This is a genomic window from Emticicia sp. GW821-FHT11C11, from assembly GCF_058808615.1.
On record NZ_JBXARV010000004.1, the window covers coordinates 69,826 to 87,208 of the forward strand.

The following is a 17,383-nucleotide window of genomic DNA, read 5'->3' on the forward strand; positions in this document are numbered from 1 at the left end:
AGCAATCTAAACTGTTTGGTGGACAGAAAATCGGGTTTTTAGCTCACCGATTGGCCGGTTGTTGATGATAATTATTAATAGGTAAGTAATTATGCTTATTTGTTTTTGATGTTGTCGGTGACAATGTCTTCAAATTGAGCAACATTGCTAAATGCCTGATTCATTTTGTGGCGGTCGAACTCGTTTTCGTTGTTCGAAATCCATACTGTAGCCACGCCGTTGCCTATAAAATTGGTTATGGCACGCGCCTCTGACATAAACCGGTCTACCCCCAGCAATAGCGCAAGGCCTTCTACCGGAATCACTTTGATGGCTGATAACGTAGAAGCCAGCACAATAAAACCACTGCCTGTTACGCCTGCCGCACCTTTAGACGTTACCATCAGGATGCCGATGATAGTCAGAACCTGCTGAATATCGAGATGCACATTAAATACCTGCGCCAGAAAAATAACAGCCATAGAAAGGTAAATGGTTGTACCATCCAGATTAAACGAGTACCCGGCAGGCACCACCAGCCCCACTACAGATTTAGAACAGCCCATTTTTTCGAGCTTTTCCATCAATGAAGGCAAAGCCGCTTCTGATGATGAAGTACCCAACACAATCAATAGCTCTTCTCTGATATACTTCAGGAATTTTAACAGACTGATTTTATAGTGATTGAGAATAAAGTATAAAACCACAAATACAAAAATAGCCATGGTAGTATATACAGTAGCCATTAGCTTGGCCAGAGGCAGCAGGGTTTTAATGCCGTATTTGGCAATGGTAAACGCCATACCACCAAATGCCCCGATAGGCGCAAAGAGCATTACCTTATGCAAAGCCCAGAAAACTTTTTTGGAAATAGGAGACAGGAAATTAACGACCGCCTGTCGACCCGAGTAATTGCTCAGCAAAACACCCAGCGCAATAGCCACTACCAATACCTGCAGGGTTACGTTGTCCCAGAAGAATTTCATCCAGCTGAAATGGTCAGCGCTTTCGGTATATTTTGTTATATCTCCGCCTTTAATGTTTTCAGTCACCACGCCGTCGCCGGGGCGTAAAAGATTGGCCACAAAAATACCGACTATCAACGCAATGGTGGTTACTATTTCGAAGTAGATCAGGGCTTTGGCTCCAACCTTGCCCACTTTTTTCAGATCACCCATCGAAATAATACCCAAAGTAATGGTAAGGAAAATGATGGGGTTAATAAATAACTTAACTGTGCTGATGAAAACACTGCTCATCAACTCGCTGAAAGTGGTTTTTATTTCAAATTCTGAAATAAACAGGTTGATTTTGATGCCTTTTTCAAGAATCGGTTTCAGGGCAAATCCCGGATTGTAATGACCTAATAAAACACCACAGATAATGGCTGTTAAAACCCAGAATGTAAGGTTGGTAAGGAGTTTTTTCATTATAGTTGTTTTCCGCTTAGAAACATCGTCTCTGTTATATTTTTCCCGGTATCGCTGTCAAGTACGATTTTCCATTGTCCGTCCGTTTTACGGAGAACCACCGTAAATTTGCCGTAGAACCGACTCACTTTACCACCGGCATCGGTAGAAGTAATTTGATAATATCCTGTTTCAAAGGCTGCATTTTCGTTGTGAATACGATTCTCAAAGCTGAACGCGATATTGCGTTTGCTTTTTTGCTGAATATGATAGTCGTTACTTTGCTGATTACCGCGGTCGTATTCCTGATAGGTAAGAATTTTCTGTGCATCGACAGGAACGCGTATCAGGTCTTTCGAATGCAGATTCATGAAACCCGCTGCATCCATGCTATTGTATGTCCTGATAAACGGATGCCAGATCTGACTGTTGATTTCGGTTTCAATGGCATTGTTTTGCGCAATAACTGAAGAAAAACAGCACATCAGTATACAACCGAACAGGATTTTCATGAATTTTAACGGCAATTAGGTTTCAAAACAAATGTAAGCAATTAATTCATTTTGCGGAGCAGAGCAAGGGTTTTTTCTTGAACTATGATTCACCTGATTGAATGATTAAAATGATTGATAGGTTCATATTGATTATAGACTGTTCTTATGGATAATTGGATTTTAATAAAATCAACATAATATTGTTTCAGCGAAATCAGGTTAATCAGTTAAATCAAAGTTCAGGACAAACATTCGCCCAATCACTAAATAGTTCAGACAAAAATGCCTAAAGTACGGAAAGAAGAAGAAAGAATAAATTTTCGCCAAAGACTAAAAGCGCTCAGCAACCTGCCTGTTTTTATTAAAGAAGTATACCGGACTTCCCCCGGTCTTACCATCGGGAATATCATGCTCAGAGCTTTACGATCGGTTATTCCGTTGCTGGTTCTTTACCTGAGTAAATTAATTATCGATGAAGTAATCGTGCTGATAAATGCGCATTCAACCGATTTTCAACATTTAATAGTATTGATAGTGTCCGAATTCTGTCTCGTTATTGTTAGTGATTTTCTGGCGCGGGGTATCACACTTACTGATGGATTGCTGGGCGATATGTTTGCCAACCAGACCTCAATCAAGCTTATGAAGCATGCAGCCTCGCTCGACCTCGCCCAGTTTGAAGACGCCACCTTTTACGACAAGCTCGAAAGAGCACGGGTGCAGGTAAACGGACGCACCGCATTACTAACGCAGACATTCACCCAGGCACAGGATATCATTACTATGGGTAGCTTATTGGTGGGGCTGGCGGCCTTCAATCCATGGCTGATACTCCTGCTTTTTGTGGCGGTTATTCCGGCATTTCTTGGTGAGTTGTATTTCAATGCCAAAAGCTATTTTTTACAAAGAGGCTGGACACCCCAACGACGCACATTGGATTACTTCCGGTTTATTGGTGCCAGCGACGACACCGCCAAAGAAGTGAAACTCTTCGGGCTGTCTACTTTTCTGGTCGATCGTTTCCGCAGTTTATCGACACAATATTATCATGAAACCAAAAAGCTGGCTGTCAAACGGGCGGTGTGGGGTAGTGTGCTGGTGGCTATTGGAACCATAGGGTATTTTGGGGCTTATGGAATCATCGTTTTCGATACAATCAAAGGAGCTATCACAATTGGTACACTTACTTTTCTTACGGGTTCATTCCGTCAGTTGCAGACATTCCTTGAAAACTTCCTTGGCCGTTTCAACAGCATTTCGCAGGGCTCACTCTACCTGAACGACCTCTTCGATTTTTACCGGATGCAACCGGACATTGTGTCACCGACTAATCCGAGATCTGTACCCAACCCGATTCGGGAGGGCTTTGTTTTCGATAACGTAGGTTTCAAATATCCGAGGTCTGATAAATGGGCAAACCGTAACCTGAACTTTACTTTGAAAGTGGGTGAGAAACTGGCATTGGTAGGGGAGAATGGTTCAGGGAAAACCACGCTGGTGAAATTAATGACCCGCCTGTATGACCCTGACGAAGGCCGTATTTTGCTGGATGGATATGATTTAAGAGAGTATGACCTCACAGAATTGCGCCAACAGATAGGCGTGATATTTCAGGATTTCCAGAAGTTTCATTTTACTGCCGGTGAGAACATTGCCGTGGGTGATATTGATTATCTGAACAACGAATCGGAATTGAAACGCGCTGCCGGACAAAGCCTGGCTGATGTGGTGATTGAAAAATTACCTTTGAAGTATGACCAACCTCTGGGCCGGCGTTTTGCTAAAGGTATTGAGCTTTCAGGCGGAGAATGGCAGAAAGTGGCTCTGGCTCGTGCCTATTTGCGTGAAGCCAATGTGGTAATTCTTGACGAACCAACGGCTGCATTAGATGCCCGCTCCGAATTTGAGGTGTTCAAACGTTTTGCTGAACTCACCAAAGGTAAAACGGCCGTACTTATCTCGCATCGTTTCTCAACTGTCCGGATGGCCGATCGTATTTTGGTACTGGATAACGGCCAATTGCTCGAAATAGGCAGCCATGAAGAACTACTAGCCAAAAACGGCCGCTATGCCGAGTTGTTTTATTTACAGGCGGAGGGGTATAGGTAGGAGGGATTAACTTTCTCTCAATAATACGGGCGTCAGCGAATAAAGCGGTCCGACGAATCGGTCGCTGGCTAATGAAACAAAGGAATTTTATATACAGTACCGACTTAAGTCGGTACCACAAAATGCAACCGTTCCTTTGTTTCAGTAGGCGCCGAATTTATTCGGTGTTTTTAAGTCGGTACCACAAAATGAAACTTTTCCTTTGTTCCAGTAGCCACCGAATTTATTCGGTGTTTGGATAATCGATAGTATAAAATCAAATACTCATGAAGCACTCCTTCCAAGCCCAAATCTACCCAACCGGCATCAACTGGTGTGTGGATGTGCCTGCGGAAATAACGGCGCAGTTACAGGTGAAAAAAGGGTATATAAAAATAAAGGGTGAAATAAACGGCTTTGCATTTACACAAACGCTGGTGCCTGTTAAAAATGCTCCGTACAGATTATTTGTGAATGGTATCATGATGAAAGGCGGCAAGACAGCCTTGGGTGAAATAGCCCATTTCAGCATAGAGCAGGATACAGAAGCAGAAACAAGAGATTATCCCATACCCACAGCCTTGTCAGAAGCATTGAACCAACACAACCTGACAGCCGCTTTCCAAAGCCTAACCTCACATCGCAAAAAAGAAATTCTGAAATACCTGAGTTTTATTAAAACCGAAGCCACTTTACAGAAAAACATTGAAAAAGTAATCCGGCAACTGGAAGATAAAATCGAAAATGTGAGAATTCCTTAGATTCCTACTCCGCATCCCACAGTGCCATGGCAATCCTCAGTTTTCCGTAATCATATACCCCTTCCAAATCTTCAAACAGTGGCTTGAGCGGGTCAGTTTTTTTCATGTTCAGGCGTATGGCAGCGGCTATTATCTGATTATATTCGTAGCCGGGTATCAAATCGCGCAGGTTAATATCGTTGCCTTCTTCTCGTAATTTTACCAGATGACTGATAACCGTTACAGGGCTTAATTTTCTTTCCTGCGCAATGTCATCCACCGAAAGCCCTTTCTGATAAAGATCAAGCGTTTCTACATAAGTAAAACCCTTTACGATTCTGGTTTTGCCCGGTTCAGTGTTTTCTCTGGCAAAATCGAGTATCTCGTTAATAAATGCCTCGCCATACTGTCTGAACTTCTGTTCGCCCACACCAGACACCGCCAGCATCTGAATCCTGTTGATGGGGCGTTTCTGTGCCATATCAGACAACGTAGCGTCAGAGAACACCACAAAAGGAGGCAGGCCTTGTTCATCAGCCAGTTTTTTGCGTAATAGTTTCAGCTTGTTAAACAGTGCATCGCGTATAATTTCTTTCTTCGGCTTCTCTTTTGGTGCTTCAGCTTCCAAACGCGCTTTCTTCACCTCATAAGGCTCAAACCGTACCAATTCTACCTTTCGTTCACCTTTCAGTACCTGCCATGACAACGCATTCAGTTTCAGAGCATGTCGCTCATCATAAGCAATATCCAGAATACCCGAGTTGAGCATCTGGGTGATGTAGTCGGCCCATTCTTCATATTTCAGTTCCTTACCAACCCCAAAGGTTTTCAGGGTATGGTAATTATGCTCAAATATCTGTCGGGTCTGCGCACCCCGCAGAATTTCAATCAGCATACCCATGGCTACTTTCTCCTGCGCACGGGCAATGGCCGACAGCGCCTTTTGTGCAAAAACAGTCGCCTCAAATCTTACCGGAGGGTTCCGGCACACATCGCAATTGCCACAATCATGCAGCACCTCTTCATTGAAATAACTTAGCAAGACCCGCCTGCGGCAAATTTCTGTCTCAGCATATTGTTTCATGCGGTCGAGCTTAGCCATTTGCACCTCTTTCATATCTAGTGGCAGCTCCGACTTCTCAATCATGTCCTTGCGGGTTATAATATCGCCAAAGCTGTAAAACAGCAGTGTATCCGACGGCACCCCATCTCTACCCGCGCGACCAATCTCCTGATAAAAACTCTCCACGTTCGACGGCAGACTATAATGCACCACAAACCGCACGTTCGATTTATCAATCCCCATTCCAAAAGCAATGGTGGCCACTATCACCTGTATCTCGTCTTTTATGAAAGAATCCTGCACTTCAGAACGGGTTTGCGCCTCAACACCAGCATGGTAATGCATTGCCCTGATACCCAGCTTTCTCAATCCCTCGGCCACTTCTTCTGTATTCTTACGGCTCAGGCAATAAATAATCCCCGAGTCACCTGGTCGTTCGGCTATAAACTGGTGTATTACTTTCAGCCGGTTTCGTCCCGGCGATACCGACAGGCTCAGATTAGGGCGGTCAAAAGAAGCAATAAATACACTGGCATCACCAATACCCAACTGTTTCAGAATATCTTTTCGGGTTACCCGGTCGGCAGTGGCGGTCAGGGCAATCATGGGTGTGTCGGCAAAAATATCTTTTAGCACATGCAATTGGGTATATTCCGGTCTGAAATCATGCCCCCAGGTCGACACGCAGTGCGATTCGTCAATAGCAATCAGCGATATTTTCAGCGTCTTTATAAAATCAAGATAGTTGGGGCTCAGCAGTTTTTCGGGCGATACGTACAGCAGTTTCAAGGCGCCCGAACGGCACTGGTTTTCAATATCTCTTACCTCGCCGGCTGAAAGCGAACTGTTAATAAAAGCGGCCGGCACACCATTGGCCAGTAGTGCCTGCACCTGGTCTTTCATCAGCGCTATCAGGGGCGATATCACCAGTGTCAATCCTTCCAATACCAGTGCAGGTACCTGAAAACAAACCGATTTGCCCCCACCGGTGGGCATCAGCACAAGGCAGTCTTGCCCGGACAATACGGTGTCTATGATTTCAGATTGAAGCGGACGGAAAGTGTCGTAGCCAAAATATTTTTTAAGAGCCTGTTCTTTAGTCATCAAGGGTGTTGTCCGGTTTTTAAAACAAAATAATGCATAATTCTGCTATGTCTATATAAAATCCATGTATTTTTACAGGGTTTATTTAAACCCTACATGCTTTCTTGAACAGCGAATAAATTCGCCGGCTAAAAAAACAAAGGTTGTTTAATTTGATACGCGACTGAAGTCGCATGAAAATTCAATCAATCTGTTATTAAAGTAATAACCCAGGGGCATACTCCGACTTCAGTCGGTACGCCTAAGATAAAAACAAACCTTTGTTTAGATAGACGCCGACTTCAGTCGGTGAAATTTTAGACATTAATATTAACTCAACAAACCAGCATCATCGTATGAAAAAAAGCTTCTTAGCAATTATTTTGTTCTGTTCGTGCTCGTGGGTATATGCCCAAAGCAGCAATACCCTCGATAAAGCCAGAATCTACGCAGCCACCATCTCTGCCGACAATCTTAAAAAAGACCTTACCTACATTGCCTCTGACGAACTCGAAGGCCGTGATACAGGCTCGGAAGGGCAAAAAAAAGCAGCCGATTACATAGCCAAACGCTTTGCAGAGCTGGGCTTGCAACCGCTGGCATCAGACGGTAAAGGTGGAAAAGGTTATTTTCAGCATTTCAATCTGTATAAAAAAGGCTGGAAAGACGCATACATCAAAATAGGTAACAAGAAAAAAGAATTCTTTAAAGACTATTATCCTAATGGCCTTACGAGCATTCCGCAGGAAGAATCGCTGCAGGTGGTTTTTGGAGGCTTTGGTATTGAAACCGACACTTACAATGACTACAAAAATATTGATGTAAAAAATAAAGCAGTGGTTATTCTGGAGGGAGAACCAAAAGATGCCGCCGGAAAATCTTATGTCACTAAAGAAGGCGAAAAAACGGTCTGGGATGATAAAGCCGGCTTCCAGAAGAAAACGAGCATAGCCACCGGTAAAGGCGCTAAAATGCTTTTTGTGGTGTCAGCGTCTGACGAAACCGGCTTCAAAAGCCTGGCAGCTGAAAGACGGGTAGTGCTTTCGCGTTTCAACCGCATGAGCATCACCGAGGCCACTGCACCGGAGCAGGCCACTGCAAATCCTGTTTTTTATATTTCAAAAGCAATGGCTGCCGAAATGCTGGGTATTAAACCGAAAAAATTGGATAAAGTAGTTAATAAAATAACTGGTACAGGCGTTAGTACTGCCGGGTCGGTAAAGGAATCTAAAGTATCAGTAAAAGCCGAGAGGGGAGAAGTACCTCTCGAAACCATGAACGTAATGGGTTTTCTGGAAGGGACCGACAAAAAGGACGAGGTATTGCTGGTAACTGCGCACTATGACCACGTAGGCATACAAAACGGACAGATTCACAACGGTGCCGACGATGATGGTTCAGGTACCTGCGCTGTTCTTGAACTGGCACGTGCCTTTGCTCAGGCCAAAAAAGAAGGCAACGGCCCTCGCCGCAGTATTTTGTTCATGACCGTAACCGGCGAAGAAAAAGGTCTGCTGGGCTCACAATATTATGCCGACAAAGCCCCGGTTATTCCTCTGGCTAATACCGTTTGCGACCTCAACATTGACATGATCGGCCGTATTGATAAAGAACATGCCCCGCGCGAAAACTATGTGTATCTGATAGGTTCAGATAAATTATCTTCAGACTTGCATAAAATAAGTGAAGAGGCAAACAATAATTCAGTAAAGTTTGAGTTAGACTATACATATAACGATCCCAAAGATCCGAACCGGTTCTATTACCGCTCAGATCATTATAACTTCGCAAAGCATAAAATACCTGTTGTTTTCTACTTTACAGGAGTGCACGCCGATTACCATCGCCCCGGCGATGACGTGGAGAAAATCCTCTTCCCCAAGTATCGGCAGATCACCGAATTAGTATTTCATACGGCTTGGGAAGTGGCGAATCGTGAAGAAAGAATAAAGGTCGATAGTAACAAGCCCTGACAAGCCTGTTTTTTAATAAAAATAGTACTTTTCCCCGAAACTGAAATCAACAACGAAGTTTTTAGTTATATTGCTTGAGGCTTAATATTTAACTGTCTGATAATGAAAAAGTTACGTTTTCAGACCTTGCATAAAATAGAAATAAATATTCTTCAAAAAATGCAATATGATATTTTGCTAATAAAAATTTATCAGGTTTGATATTTTTTGTTTCAGCGATTTTGCTTAAACTTGTCGCAAGATTGAAAAGAATATTTGACAGGTTTTTACAAAATTTTCTATTATTAATATTCTTTGTTTTAAAATTTTCACTTTTATTTACCAAAAAATTCATTGTTTCATTTTTTAAAACCCTAAAATTTTCAAAGCTAATGGAAAAAAAGACTACAGCCCCAGCAGCAAAACCAGCAGCCCCTAAGTCTTCAAGTGGTGGATTAAATCCAGCGTTCGTTATTCCAATTCTACTAGTTATCGGTTTTTGTTTGTGGTATTTCCTTTTGGGTGATGCTTCGAACTTCTCGGATCCCGAAACAAAACACAAACCAATCACTGCTATGGGCATAGTTTATTCAGGAGGTATCATCGTACCTATCTTGTTAACTTTTATGCTTTCAGTATTGGTATTTTCAATTGAGCGTTCAATTACAATTAACAAAGCTTCTGGCACAGGCGATTTAGATGCTTTTGTTCGTAAAGTACGTTCATTAGTAGACTCAAACAACATCGCTGAAGCTATCAAAGAATGTGACAAACAAAAAGGTTCAGTAGGTAACGTTACTAAAACTGCCCTTCAGAAGTACACGCAGTTAGCATCAGACACAACATTGGCAAAAGACCAGAAATTGGTTGCATTGCAAAAAGAAGTTGAAGAAGCAACAACACTTGAGCTTCCAATGTTAGAGAAAAACCTTACAATTCTTTCGACACTTGCATCAGTATCAACTCTTGTGGCCCTATTAGGAACTGTAATCGGTATGATCCGTTCGTTCTTCGCCCTTGGTTCTGGTGGTGGTGCTCCAGATGCATCTGCCCTTGCAACTGGTATTGCTGAGGCCTTGATCAACACAGCCTTAGGTATCGGTACATCGGCTATCGCTATTATCATGTATAACTTATTTACCTCAAAAATAGATACGCTTACTTACAAGATCGACGAAATCGGAATGAGCCTTCAGCAAAACTTCGCTGCTCATCACTAAGATAAAGCAGTTAAGTTAAGAGTAGTTTAGTTTAAACTTTTAAACTTTCAAACAAAAGCTATGGCAGCACCGAAACCAGCCAGGAAGAGTCCGTCAATGGATATGACTGCGATGTGTGACGTTGCGTTCCTACTACTTACATTCTTCATCATGACTACCCAGTTTAAAAGTCAGGAGTCTGTAACAGTAGATACGCCTTCGTCAGTCTCAGAAATTAAAATTGATGACAAAGATGTGGCTACGATAACAATCGACAAAGACGGCAAATATTACTTTGGCGTTACGAATCCGCTTGACAGATACACGCTTATTCAGAGAATGAATGAGAAGTACAGCGCAGGGCTATCAGAAGCAGATCAGGCAGGCTTTACGAAATTGGCAGAAACTGGTGTTTCTATCACTTCGCTAAAACAATATCTGGCTCTTCCGGAAGCACAAAAAGGCCAGGTTAAAATTGCAGGTATTCCGAACGACAGTACTAAAAGTGAGCTTGTTGACTGGGTTAAAACTTATTTGACCGACGTAAACAAAAAAGCGAAACTGGCTGTACGTGGTGACGTGAAAACACAGTATCCTGCCATCAGAAGCCTGTTTACTGAATTAGGTAAAAGTGATATCAACAAGTTTCAGTTGATAACCGATTCAGAAACCAAAGAGTAAAAATTATTGAACCCTTAAATCACCAGATAAAAAATGGCAGAAATACAGGAATCGGGTGGTGGTGGTAAGAAAGGTGGCGGTAAGGTCCGGTCGAAGAAAGCAGGTGGTAAACCTGATATGACACCAATGGTGGACCTTGGCTTCCTGCTTATTACGTTCTTCATGTACACCACTACATTCGGCAAGCCCAACATGATGAAGTTGAACATGCCTGATAAACCAAAGCCTGACGATCCACCACCACCAGAAGTAAAGGTGACCAACACCATTACTGTTTTGATGGGCAAAGACGACAGAGTATTTTGGTATCAGAAACCTCTTCCGGAATTGACACTTGCAGATCTGAACGAAACAGACTATTCTACCGAAGGTATCAGAAAAGCTGTTTTAGTGAAGAAAGCCAACGCACTTGATGTAAACAAATTTACGGTTATCATCAAGCCAAGTGACGACGCTAACTGGAAGAATACTGTTGATATTTTGGACGAAATGGCAATTACGAAGTCTGACCGATACGCAATTGTTGATTTGGCTCCGAAAGAGAAGGAATTGCTAGACCAAAAGTTGGCAGAACCTAAAAAATAAGTAATCTAAGGATAAACAAACAAATCAATGGAAGCAAAAAATGCTAATAACATCACCTTAGATGAAATTGTATTCGAAGGACGTAACAAAGACTACGGAGCATATTCACTAAGGAAAAATTACTCCAGATACCTTACCAGAGCAGCTTTGATAGGTATCGGTATTTTTGGTGGAGCATTGTTAGCGGCTTGGAGTTTCAATAAATTCGGTGGTAATAAAGAAGAAGATTTACAAACCGTTGAAATTGACCTCTCTAAGTTAAAGGAAGAAAAACAGGATGAGAAAAAACCTGATATACCTCCTCCGCCGCCAGAGCCTGAACCACCAAAACAGGAAATAGCGCAAATCAAATTCATTCCGCCTGAACCAAAGGCTGATGAAGAAGTAAAGAACGAAGAACCACCACCAAAAGTGGAAGAGGTTGAGAATAAGGTGATTTCTAACGTGAATAAAGAAGGTGCTGAAACTGAAGAAGTTGCAGCGGCTCCTCCACCGGTAGAAGCGCCGAAACCAGCTGAAATTGAACAACCAAGAGAAGATGAAATCTTCACCACGGTTGAGCAGCAACCGGAGTTTCCGGGCGGATTAAAGGAGATGTATGGTTTCATCGGTAAAAACCTTAAATATCCGTCAGCAGCTCAACGTGCCAATGTATCAGGTAAAGTATTTGCTAAATTCGTTGTTGAAAGAGACGGACGTATCGGCGAAGTACAAATCCTGAAAGGTATTGGTTTCGGTTGCGACGAAGAAGCGCAAAGAGTAATTAAGTCGATGCCAAAATGGAATCCGGGTAAACAAAATGGTCGTAGCGTGCGTGTATTCTTTACCATGCCGATCAATTTCCAACTTGAGTAATAATGGCAGCACGACGTAATTCATCAGATAAGCAGCGTCAGGTATTTCAAAGGGTCCTGCAATTGTCGATGGGCTTGTTTGCTCTGGTATACATTGTTCTCGGATACTTTGTTATTAAATTGAAATGGTTGATGGTACCGCTCTCTGATAACCTTGCCTATGCTATGGGTGCTTTACTGGTAGCATATGGAATTTTCAGGGCATACAGAGCCTACCTTTCGATCAGGGACACGATGAATGACTGATTTATTTCTTGATATAAGCATGCCACTTTGTGAACCAGGGTGGCATGCTTTTTAATTTTTTTTTAATATTATTCATTAATTGCTTTTTTTTTTCGTTGAGTATTAAGTATTTTTACATTGTTCAAACTTAAACTATCATAGAATTACTACCATGAGAAATTTTCTTCTCTTGATAACCTGTGCTTTGTTTTTTATAAAATGTTCCAAGCCGGAAAAGCCTGATTTACCCAATGAGGGCGAAATAACTATTGCAGCCGACGAATCACTAAAACCTATTATTGAAGCACAGATGATGGCCTATAATGCCCATTATCCGAATGCTATTTTGCATGTCAGATACCTGCCTGAGCAAAAAGCAATGTCGCTGATGTTGAGTGATTCGGTCGATATAGCAGTAACCACACGCGAGGCTACTGAAAATGAGAAGGCGTATTTTGCTTCGAAAAAAATCGCTTATCTTCCTGCAAAAATGGCTCTGGATGGGGTAGCATTGATTGTTAACCCTGCGAGCCCGATGGAACATATCTCTTTGAAAGAACTGAAAGAGATATTTGAAGGCAAAACACATACAGATTATAAACTGGTTTTTGATAACAGTAATTCGAGTAACCTGAATTACATGATCCAGAAACTACAGATTAAAGACATTAAAAGAGCTAATATATTTGCTGCTAATGGAAACAAAGATGTGATTGAATACATCAAAAACAACCCAAAGGCCATTGGTGTGATAGGCGGTAACTGGATTAGCGACCTTGACGACCAGAACAGCAGAATTTTTATTGCCAGTATAAAGGTATTGGGCGTTTCAGCATCTGAAACCCCCGGCCCGAATGATTATTATAAGCCTACAACCGAATCATTAAGAGCCAGAAAATACCCCTTGGAAAGACGCGTTTATTTACACACAATGGATCACTTCGGATTAACCAAAGCTTTTATCCGTTTTTGTTGCGCTCAAATTGGCCAGCTGGTAGTTGAAAAATCAGGGCTGATACCCTATTATGTCTATCCGAAAGGGGTAATCATTAATAGGGAGCAACCCAAATAGAACCCAAACCGCAAAAGATTTGTTTAAGTGATTTGGATTCAGACGAAATTTGCATTAACAAATTATTAATAAACCTTGAATAAAAGATTTTGTCTTAATCATTAATGGCAAAAGATTTAAAAAGTATTAGCCGATTTGAACAAATTTTTTTCTGTATCGGAATTGTTTTTTAATTTTGCTTAATTTTTTTTTAATACAAAGAATTCGTAAACCTAACTTCAGAGTGAAAATGAACAAGATTTTGAGATCTTTGTCAGTATCAGCGGTGGCGGTGCTGGCGTTGTCGTTCCACACCTTGGCACAAACAGTGCAGGACGGATTGAGAAATTTGGATGCCGAGCGTTACAACGCTGCAGGAACTATTTTCAATCAACTGGTGAGTTCTGCGCCAACAGCAGAAAATTATTTCTATCAGGGGTACTATTATCTGAATCTACCTGAACCCGATCTTGAAAAAGCTAAAGATGCGTTCACGAAAGGTGCAGCTACAGATAAAAAACCTGATCCGCTCAACCGTGTAGGTTTAGGAGCCGTGAAATTATTATCTGGTGATAAAGCAGGCGCAAAAGCAGACTTTGAATTAATTAAAAAAGATACAAGAAGTAAGAATCCGGAAGTTCTGTTCAGAATAGGAGATGCTTACGCTATATCTGATAACCCTAAATTGAATGATCCGGCTGAAGCCGTATTGAATATTCAGGCAGGTTTAGACATACTGAAAGTTAAAAATAATCCTGACTACTATATCTCATTAGCTAAGGCTTTCTTGTTGAAGAACGACGGTGGCTCCGCCATGACAGCCCTTGAAAATGCCTTAGGCATGGGCCAGAAAGCAGCCGTTATCCGTACTGAAATGGGTAGAGTGTGGTTCCAGGGTAAAAGCTATCCGAAAGCACAACAGGAGTTTAACGAAGCAGTTACTGCTGACCCTGAACACGCACCGGCTTACTATTATTTGAGTAGCCTGTTCCAGGTTTTCGGAAAGTATGACCTGGCAGCTAAAAATGCAAAATTGTATCTGGATAAAAGCGAGGCTTCAGATGCTGCAAAGCTGAGATACGTGAAGCTGGCCTTTACCGTAAAAGACTATGATGGCGCTACCAACGTATTGAATTCTATTTTCGATAAAATTCAGGATCCGGTTAAATACCGTTTGAGAGGTTATACTCAAGTAGAAAAAGGTGAGTGTGCAGAAGGTATCAAAAACATTCAGGAGTTCCTGAACAAAGCACCGCAAGATCGCCACTTACCATCTGACTACGGTACTATTGGTCGTGGCTATATCTGTATCAAAGATGATGCGAACAATGCGCTTAACGACTCTTTGGGTATTTTGAGCATGGAAAAAGCGATTCAATTGGGCGATACCACTTCTAATTATCTGAACGATATCGCAGCAGTTTATAAAGCTGCCAAAAGATGGGATAAACTGGCAGCAACCTACGAGAAGTCGATTGCCGGTTCAGCAAAGCCGAATCCGCAGGATTACTATAACCTGGGTGATGCCTACATGCGTGCAAAAGACTACGTAAAGGCTGACTCGGCGCTATCAACAACAATTAAATTGTATCGTGATACGTGGTTGGTGCCTTATATTATCAAGGCGCGTGCCAAACAATATGCAAATCCGAATGACTCTACTTTCTCTGCCGCCCCTGTCTATGAGAAATACATCTCATTAGTACCGGAAGCTGAAAAAGTAAAAGATAATACAAAGAGATATCTGGCAGAAGCATACGGTTACCTGGGTACAAAAGCTCTATTGCTTGACAAAGACACTGCCAAAGCAAAAGAATACATGAATCAGGTATTGATTTATGACCCAACCAACCAACAGGCACTGAAAATTCTTGAGATTATCAACGGTGGTACTGGCACAGCCACACCTCCTGCCAATGGCGCAGCTACACCTCCTGCCAATAATAACCCGGCAAGTGGTAGTGGCCCTAAAGGCTGATAAATAATAATAAAAAAACGGCCCGTTTCTACCTGAAGCGGGCCGTTTTTTTTGCTGCTCAATAAATTATTTGTGCTGAAAACATGCAACTTACAAATTTTGATTTTATTTTTGCCGTCCTGCTCTTTACGCAAACTTGATAAGGACAGTTATGACCTATAATTTTATCTATGTTTAATCTTGTAATATTTGGACCTCCCGGTGCCGGAAAAGGCACACAATCAGCGAAGATAATTGATAAATACAAACTGGCTCACATTTCAACGGGCGATATGTTCAGAATGCATATAAGCCAGGATACAGAATTAGGGAAGCGTGTAAAACAGATATTGGCCGATGGCCTGCTGGTGCCTGATTCTATCACCATTGATATGCTCGAAGAAGAAGTGCAGCGAAATCCGGATGTAAGTGGTTTCATTTTTGATGGTTTCCCTCGCACGGTAAACCAGGCTGAGGCACTTGACAAGTTTCTGGAGGGCAAAGGAGAGAAAATAGACCTTGTATTACAATTGGATGTAACAGAGGCTGAAATTAAACACCGCATTGCGGAAAGAAAGAAAATAAGTGGAAGAGCCGACGACGACGAAGATAAACTATTAAAGCGTATCGACGAATATTTCAACAAAACCATCCATGTACTACCGTTTTATCAGGCTCAGAATAAAGTGGTAAAAGTAAATGGTATTGGTGATATTGAGGCAATATCTGGTGCAATCTGCGGAGCAATAGACAGCGCGAAGGTAGATTGATTAATTTAGTGAATAAGTGATTTAGTGATTGTGAATTAATGAATGACGAGTTAGTGAATAGTGATAGAGTATGAATGAGTTTATTAATTCATGTGATATTAGCGAAATGGTTTATTAGATGACTTGGCGATTATTGTCAGATTTATTTCAGATAGTGTGATTAATTCTAAGTACAGATATTAATCACTCATTCACTCAATCGCTAAATCACTTAATGCCTGTCTTTCGAAAGTATCAACAGACCCGATAGATTATGACAAGTAATTTTATAGACTACGTAAAAATAAATTGCCGTTCAGGCAATGGAGGGGCAGGGTCTAAACATTTTAGAAGAGAAAAACACGTACCTAACGGAGGGCCGGATGGTGGCGATGGAGGCAGAGGTGGGCATATTGTATTAAGAGGCAATGCCCAGCACTGGACACTCCTGCATCTAAAATTCCGCAAGCATATAAAAGCTGACCACGGCGTAGCCGGTGAAGGCGGCAGGCGGTCAGGAGCACAGGGTGAGGACGAAATCATAGAAGTACCCTTAGGAACCATTGCAAGAGATGCAGAAACAGGCGAGATTCTAGGTGAAGTTACTCAGGATGGAGAAAAAATAGTTTTGTTGTCTGGCGGTCGGGGTGGTCTCGGTAATTACCATTTCAGAAACTCCACCAATCAGGCTCCGGAATATTCTCAACCAGGTGAGGGAGGACAAGAATCATGGATTGTACTTGAATTGAAGGTATTGGCAGATGTGGGTCTGGTAGGTTTCCCGAATGCAGGGAAGTCAACATTATTATCGGTGGTTTCGGCAGCGAAACCTGAAATTGCCGACTACCCCTTTACAACATTGACACCAAACCTGGGTGTAGTTTCCTATCGGGAGTATAAGTCTTTTGTAATGGCCGATATACCGGGTATTATCGAAGGCGCTGCACATGGCAAGGGTCTTGGGCTACGTTTCCTCCGACATATCGAGCGCAACTCAATTCTGCTGTTTCTGGTTTCGGCTGATAGTGAAAATCCTTTAAAAGAGTACAAAACGCTACTGAAGGAGTTAAAGCAATATAATCCTGAGTTACTCGATAAAAAGAGGATCCTGGGTATTTCAAAAGCAGATTTGATTGACGACAAGCAAATCGCAAAAATTAAAAAGAAAATTCCTGTTGATTTGCCTTATGTGTTTTTCTCTTCCATGGCCAACCTTGGAATTGACGACCTGAAGGATTTAATCTGGAATAACCTGAATGAGTAAAATAGCATGA

At 42.0% G+C, this 17,383-nt stretch carries 16 protein-coding genes; 12 read left to right on the top strand and 4 right to left on the bottom strand.

The window, feature by feature from the left end; translation table 11 throughout:
• Positions 1 to 95: 95 nt before the first annotated feature.
• A complete protein-coding gene (locus tag AC1RRY_RS20080; protein WP_492823707.1) occupies positions 96 to 1,409 on the bottom strand; it encodes a cation:dicarboxylate symporter family transporter in 1,314 nt (437 codons plus the stop codon).
• Positions 1,409 to 1,900, bottom strand: coding sequence for a YybH family protein (locus AC1RRY_RS20085; protein ID WP_492823705.1), 492 nt, complete (start codon positions 1,898 to 1,900; stop codon positions 1,409 to 1,411). Before AC1RRY_RS20085 ends, AC1RRY_RS20080 begins: the two co-directional genes overlap by 1 nt.
• A gap of 264 nt (positions 1,901 to 2,164) precedes the next feature.
• Between AC1RRY_RS20085 and AC1RRY_RS20090 the strand changes: the two genes are divergently transcribed.
• Both AC1RRY_RS20090 and AC1RRY_RS20095 read left to right on the top strand, forming a co-directional pair.
• Positions 2,165 to 3,991, top strand: coding sequence for an ABC transporter ATP-binding protein (locus AC1RRY_RS20090; RefSeq protein ID WP_492823703.1), 1,827 nt, complete (start codon positions 2,165 to 2,167; stop codon positions 3,989 to 3,991).
• 266 nt (positions 3,992 to 4,257) lie between these two features.
• The gene (locus AC1RRY_RS20095; RefSeq protein WP_492823701.1) at positions 4,258 to 4,731 is read left to right on the top strand and encodes a YdeI/OmpD-associated family protein; all 474 of its coding nucleotides are present in this window, start codon (positions 4,258 to 4,260) and stop codon (positions 4,729 to 4,731) included.
• A gap of 4 nt (positions 4,732 to 4,735) precedes the next feature.
• Here AC1RRY_RS20095 and recQ read toward each other — a convergent pair whose 3' ends face one another.
• Positions 4,736 to 6,877 carry a DNA helicase RecQ gene (gene recQ, locus AC1RRY_RS20100; RefSeq protein ID WP_492823699.1) on the bottom strand — a complete coding sequence of 714 codons (2,142 nt, stop codon included), beginning with the start codon at positions 6,875 to 6,877 and terminating at the stop codon, positions 4,736 to 4,738.
• Positions 6,878 to 7,212: 335 nt separating this feature from the next.
• On the opposite strand from recQ, the gene AC1RRY_RS20105 reads away from it, so the two are divergent.
• The gene (locus AC1RRY_RS20105) at positions 7,213 to 8,829 is read left to right on the top strand and encodes a M28 family peptidase (RefSeq protein WP_492823697.1); all 1,617 of its coding nucleotides are present in this window, start codon (positions 7,213 to 7,215) and stop codon (positions 8,827 to 8,829) included.
• 88 nt (positions 8,830 to 8,917) lie between these two features.
• Here AC1RRY_RS20105 and AC1RRY_RS20110 read toward each other — a convergent pair whose 3' ends face one another.
• A complete protein-coding gene (locus AC1RRY_RS20110) occupies positions 8,918 to 9,391 on the bottom strand; it encodes a hypothetical protein (protein ID WP_492823820.1) in 474 nt (157 codons plus the stop codon).
• On the opposite strand from AC1RRY_RS20110, the gene AC1RRY_RS20115 reads away from it, so the two are divergent.
• From AC1RRY_RS20115 to obgE, 9 genes are all read left to right on the top strand, one after another.
• Positions 9,282 to 10,028, top strand: coding sequence for a MotA/TolQ/ExbB proton channel family protein (locus tag AC1RRY_RS20115; RefSeq protein ID WP_492823812.1), 747 nt, complete (start codon positions 9,282 to 9,284; stop codon positions 10,026 to 10,028). The genes AC1RRY_RS20110 and AC1RRY_RS20115 overlap by 110 nt on opposite strands.
• Before the next feature lie 60 nt (positions 10,029 to 10,088).
• Entirely contained in the window at positions 10,089 to 10,688 is a 600-nt protein-coding gene (locus tag AC1RRY_RS20120; RefSeq protein WP_492823695.1) for an ExbD/TolR family protein, read from the top strand.
• Between the two features lie 33 nt (positions 10,689 to 10,721).
• Positions 10,722 to 11,273 (top strand): ExbD/TolR family protein, encoded by a 552-nt coding sequence (locus AC1RRY_RS20125; protein ID WP_492823693.1) that lies wholly within the window; start codon positions 10,722 to 10,724, stop codon positions 11,271 to 11,273.
• Between the two features lie 27 nt (positions 11,274 to 11,300).
• Entirely contained in the window at positions 11,301 to 12,128 is an 828-nt protein-coding gene (locus tag AC1RRY_RS20130; protein WP_492823691.1) for an energy transducer TonB, read from the top strand.
• 2 nt (positions 12,129 to 12,130) lie between these two features.
• Entirely contained in the window at positions 12,131 to 12,373 is a 243-nt protein-coding gene (locus AC1RRY_RS20135) for a hypothetical protein (protein WP_492823689.1), read from the top strand.
• A 151-nt stretch (positions 12,374 to 12,524) separates the two neighbouring features.
• Positions 12,525 to 13,424 (top strand): PstS family phosphate ABC transporter substrate-binding protein, encoded by a 900-nt coding sequence (locus tag AC1RRY_RS20140; protein ID WP_492823687.1) that lies wholly within the window; start codon positions 12,525 to 12,527, stop codon positions 13,422 to 13,424.
• 229 nt (positions 13,425 to 13,653) lie between these two features.
• Positions 13,654 to 15,381: a hypothetical protein gene (locus AC1RRY_RS20145; protein ID WP_492823685.1), complete on the top strand. Its 1,728-nt coding sequence runs from the start codon at positions 13,654 to 13,656 to the stop codon at positions 15,379 to 15,381.
• A gap of 170 nt (positions 15,382 to 15,551) precedes the next feature.
• The gene (locus AC1RRY_RS20150) at positions 15,552 to 16,130 is read left to right on the top strand and encodes an adenylate kinase (protein ID WP_492823683.1); all 579 of its coding nucleotides are present in this window, start codon (positions 15,552 to 15,554) and stop codon (positions 16,128 to 16,130) included.
• A 250-nt stretch (positions 16,131 to 16,380) separates the two neighbouring features.
• Positions 16,381 to 17,373 (top strand): GTPase ObgE, encoded by a 993-nt coding sequence (obgE, locus tag AC1RRY_RS20155; RefSeq protein ID WP_492823810.1) that lies wholly within the window; start codon positions 16,381 to 16,383, stop codon positions 17,371 to 17,373.
• Positions 17,374 to 17,383 lie beyond the last annotated feature (10 nt).

What these genes read in the sequence shown, in the direction of transcription:
- AC1RRY_RS20080 (WP_492823707.1), bottom strand. Translation starts at nt 1,409, where the DNA reads ATGAAAAAACTCCTTACCAACCTTACATTCTGGGTTTTAACAGCCATT.
- AC1RRY_RS20085 (WP_492823705.1), bottom strand. Translation starts at nt 1,900, where the DNA reads ATGAAAATCCTGTTCGGTTGTATACTGATGTGCTGTTTTTCTTCAGTT.
- AC1RRY_RS20090 (WP_492823703.1), top strand. Translation starts at nt 2,165, where the DNA reads ATGCCTAAAGTACGGAAAGAAGAAGAAAGAATAAATTTTCGCCAAAGA.
- AC1RRY_RS20095 (WP_492823701.1), top strand. Translation starts at nt 4,258, where the DNA reads ATGAAGCACTCCTTCCAAGCCCAAATCTACCCAACCGGCATCAACTGG.
- recQ (WP_492823699.1), bottom strand. Translation starts at nt 6,877, where the DNA reads ATGACTAAAGAACAGGCTCTTAAAAAATATTTTGGCTACGACACTTTC.
- AC1RRY_RS20105 (WP_492823697.1), top strand. Translation starts at nt 7,213, where the DNA reads ATGAAAAAAAGCTTCTTAGCAATTATTTTGTTCTGTTCGTGCTCGTGG.
- AC1RRY_RS20110 (WP_492823820.1), bottom strand. Translation starts at nt 9,391, where the DNA reads ATGCCCATAGCAGTGATTGGTTTGTGTTTTGTTTCGGGATCCGAGAAG.
- AC1RRY_RS20120 (WP_492823695.1), top strand. Translation starts at nt 10,089, where the DNA reads ATGGCAGCACCGAAACCAGCCAGGAAGAGTCCGTCAATGGATATGACT.
- AC1RRY_RS20125 (WP_492823693.1), top strand. Translation starts at nt 10,722, where the DNA reads ATGGCAGAAATACAGGAATCGGGTGGTGGTGGTAAGAAAGGTGGCGGT.
- AC1RRY_RS20130 (WP_492823691.1), top strand. Translation starts at nt 11,301, where the DNA reads ATGGAAGCAAAAAATGCTAATAACATCACCTTAGATGAAATTGTATTC.
- AC1RRY_RS20135 (WP_492823689.1), top strand. Translation starts at nt 12,131, where the DNA reads ATGGCAGCACGACGTAATTCATCAGATAAGCAGCGTCAGGTATTTCAA.
- AC1RRY_RS20140 (WP_492823687.1), top strand. Translation starts at nt 12,525, where the DNA reads ATGAGAAATTTTCTTCTCTTGATAACCTGTGCTTTGTTTTTTATAAAA.
- AC1RRY_RS20145 (WP_492823685.1), top strand. Translation starts at nt 13,654, where the DNA reads ATGAACAAGATTTTGAGATCTTTGTCAGTATCAGCGGTGGCGGTGCTG.
- AC1RRY_RS20150 (WP_492823683.1), top strand. Translation starts at nt 15,552, where the DNA reads ATGTTTAATCTTGTAATATTTGGACCTCCCGGTGCCGGAAAAGGCACA.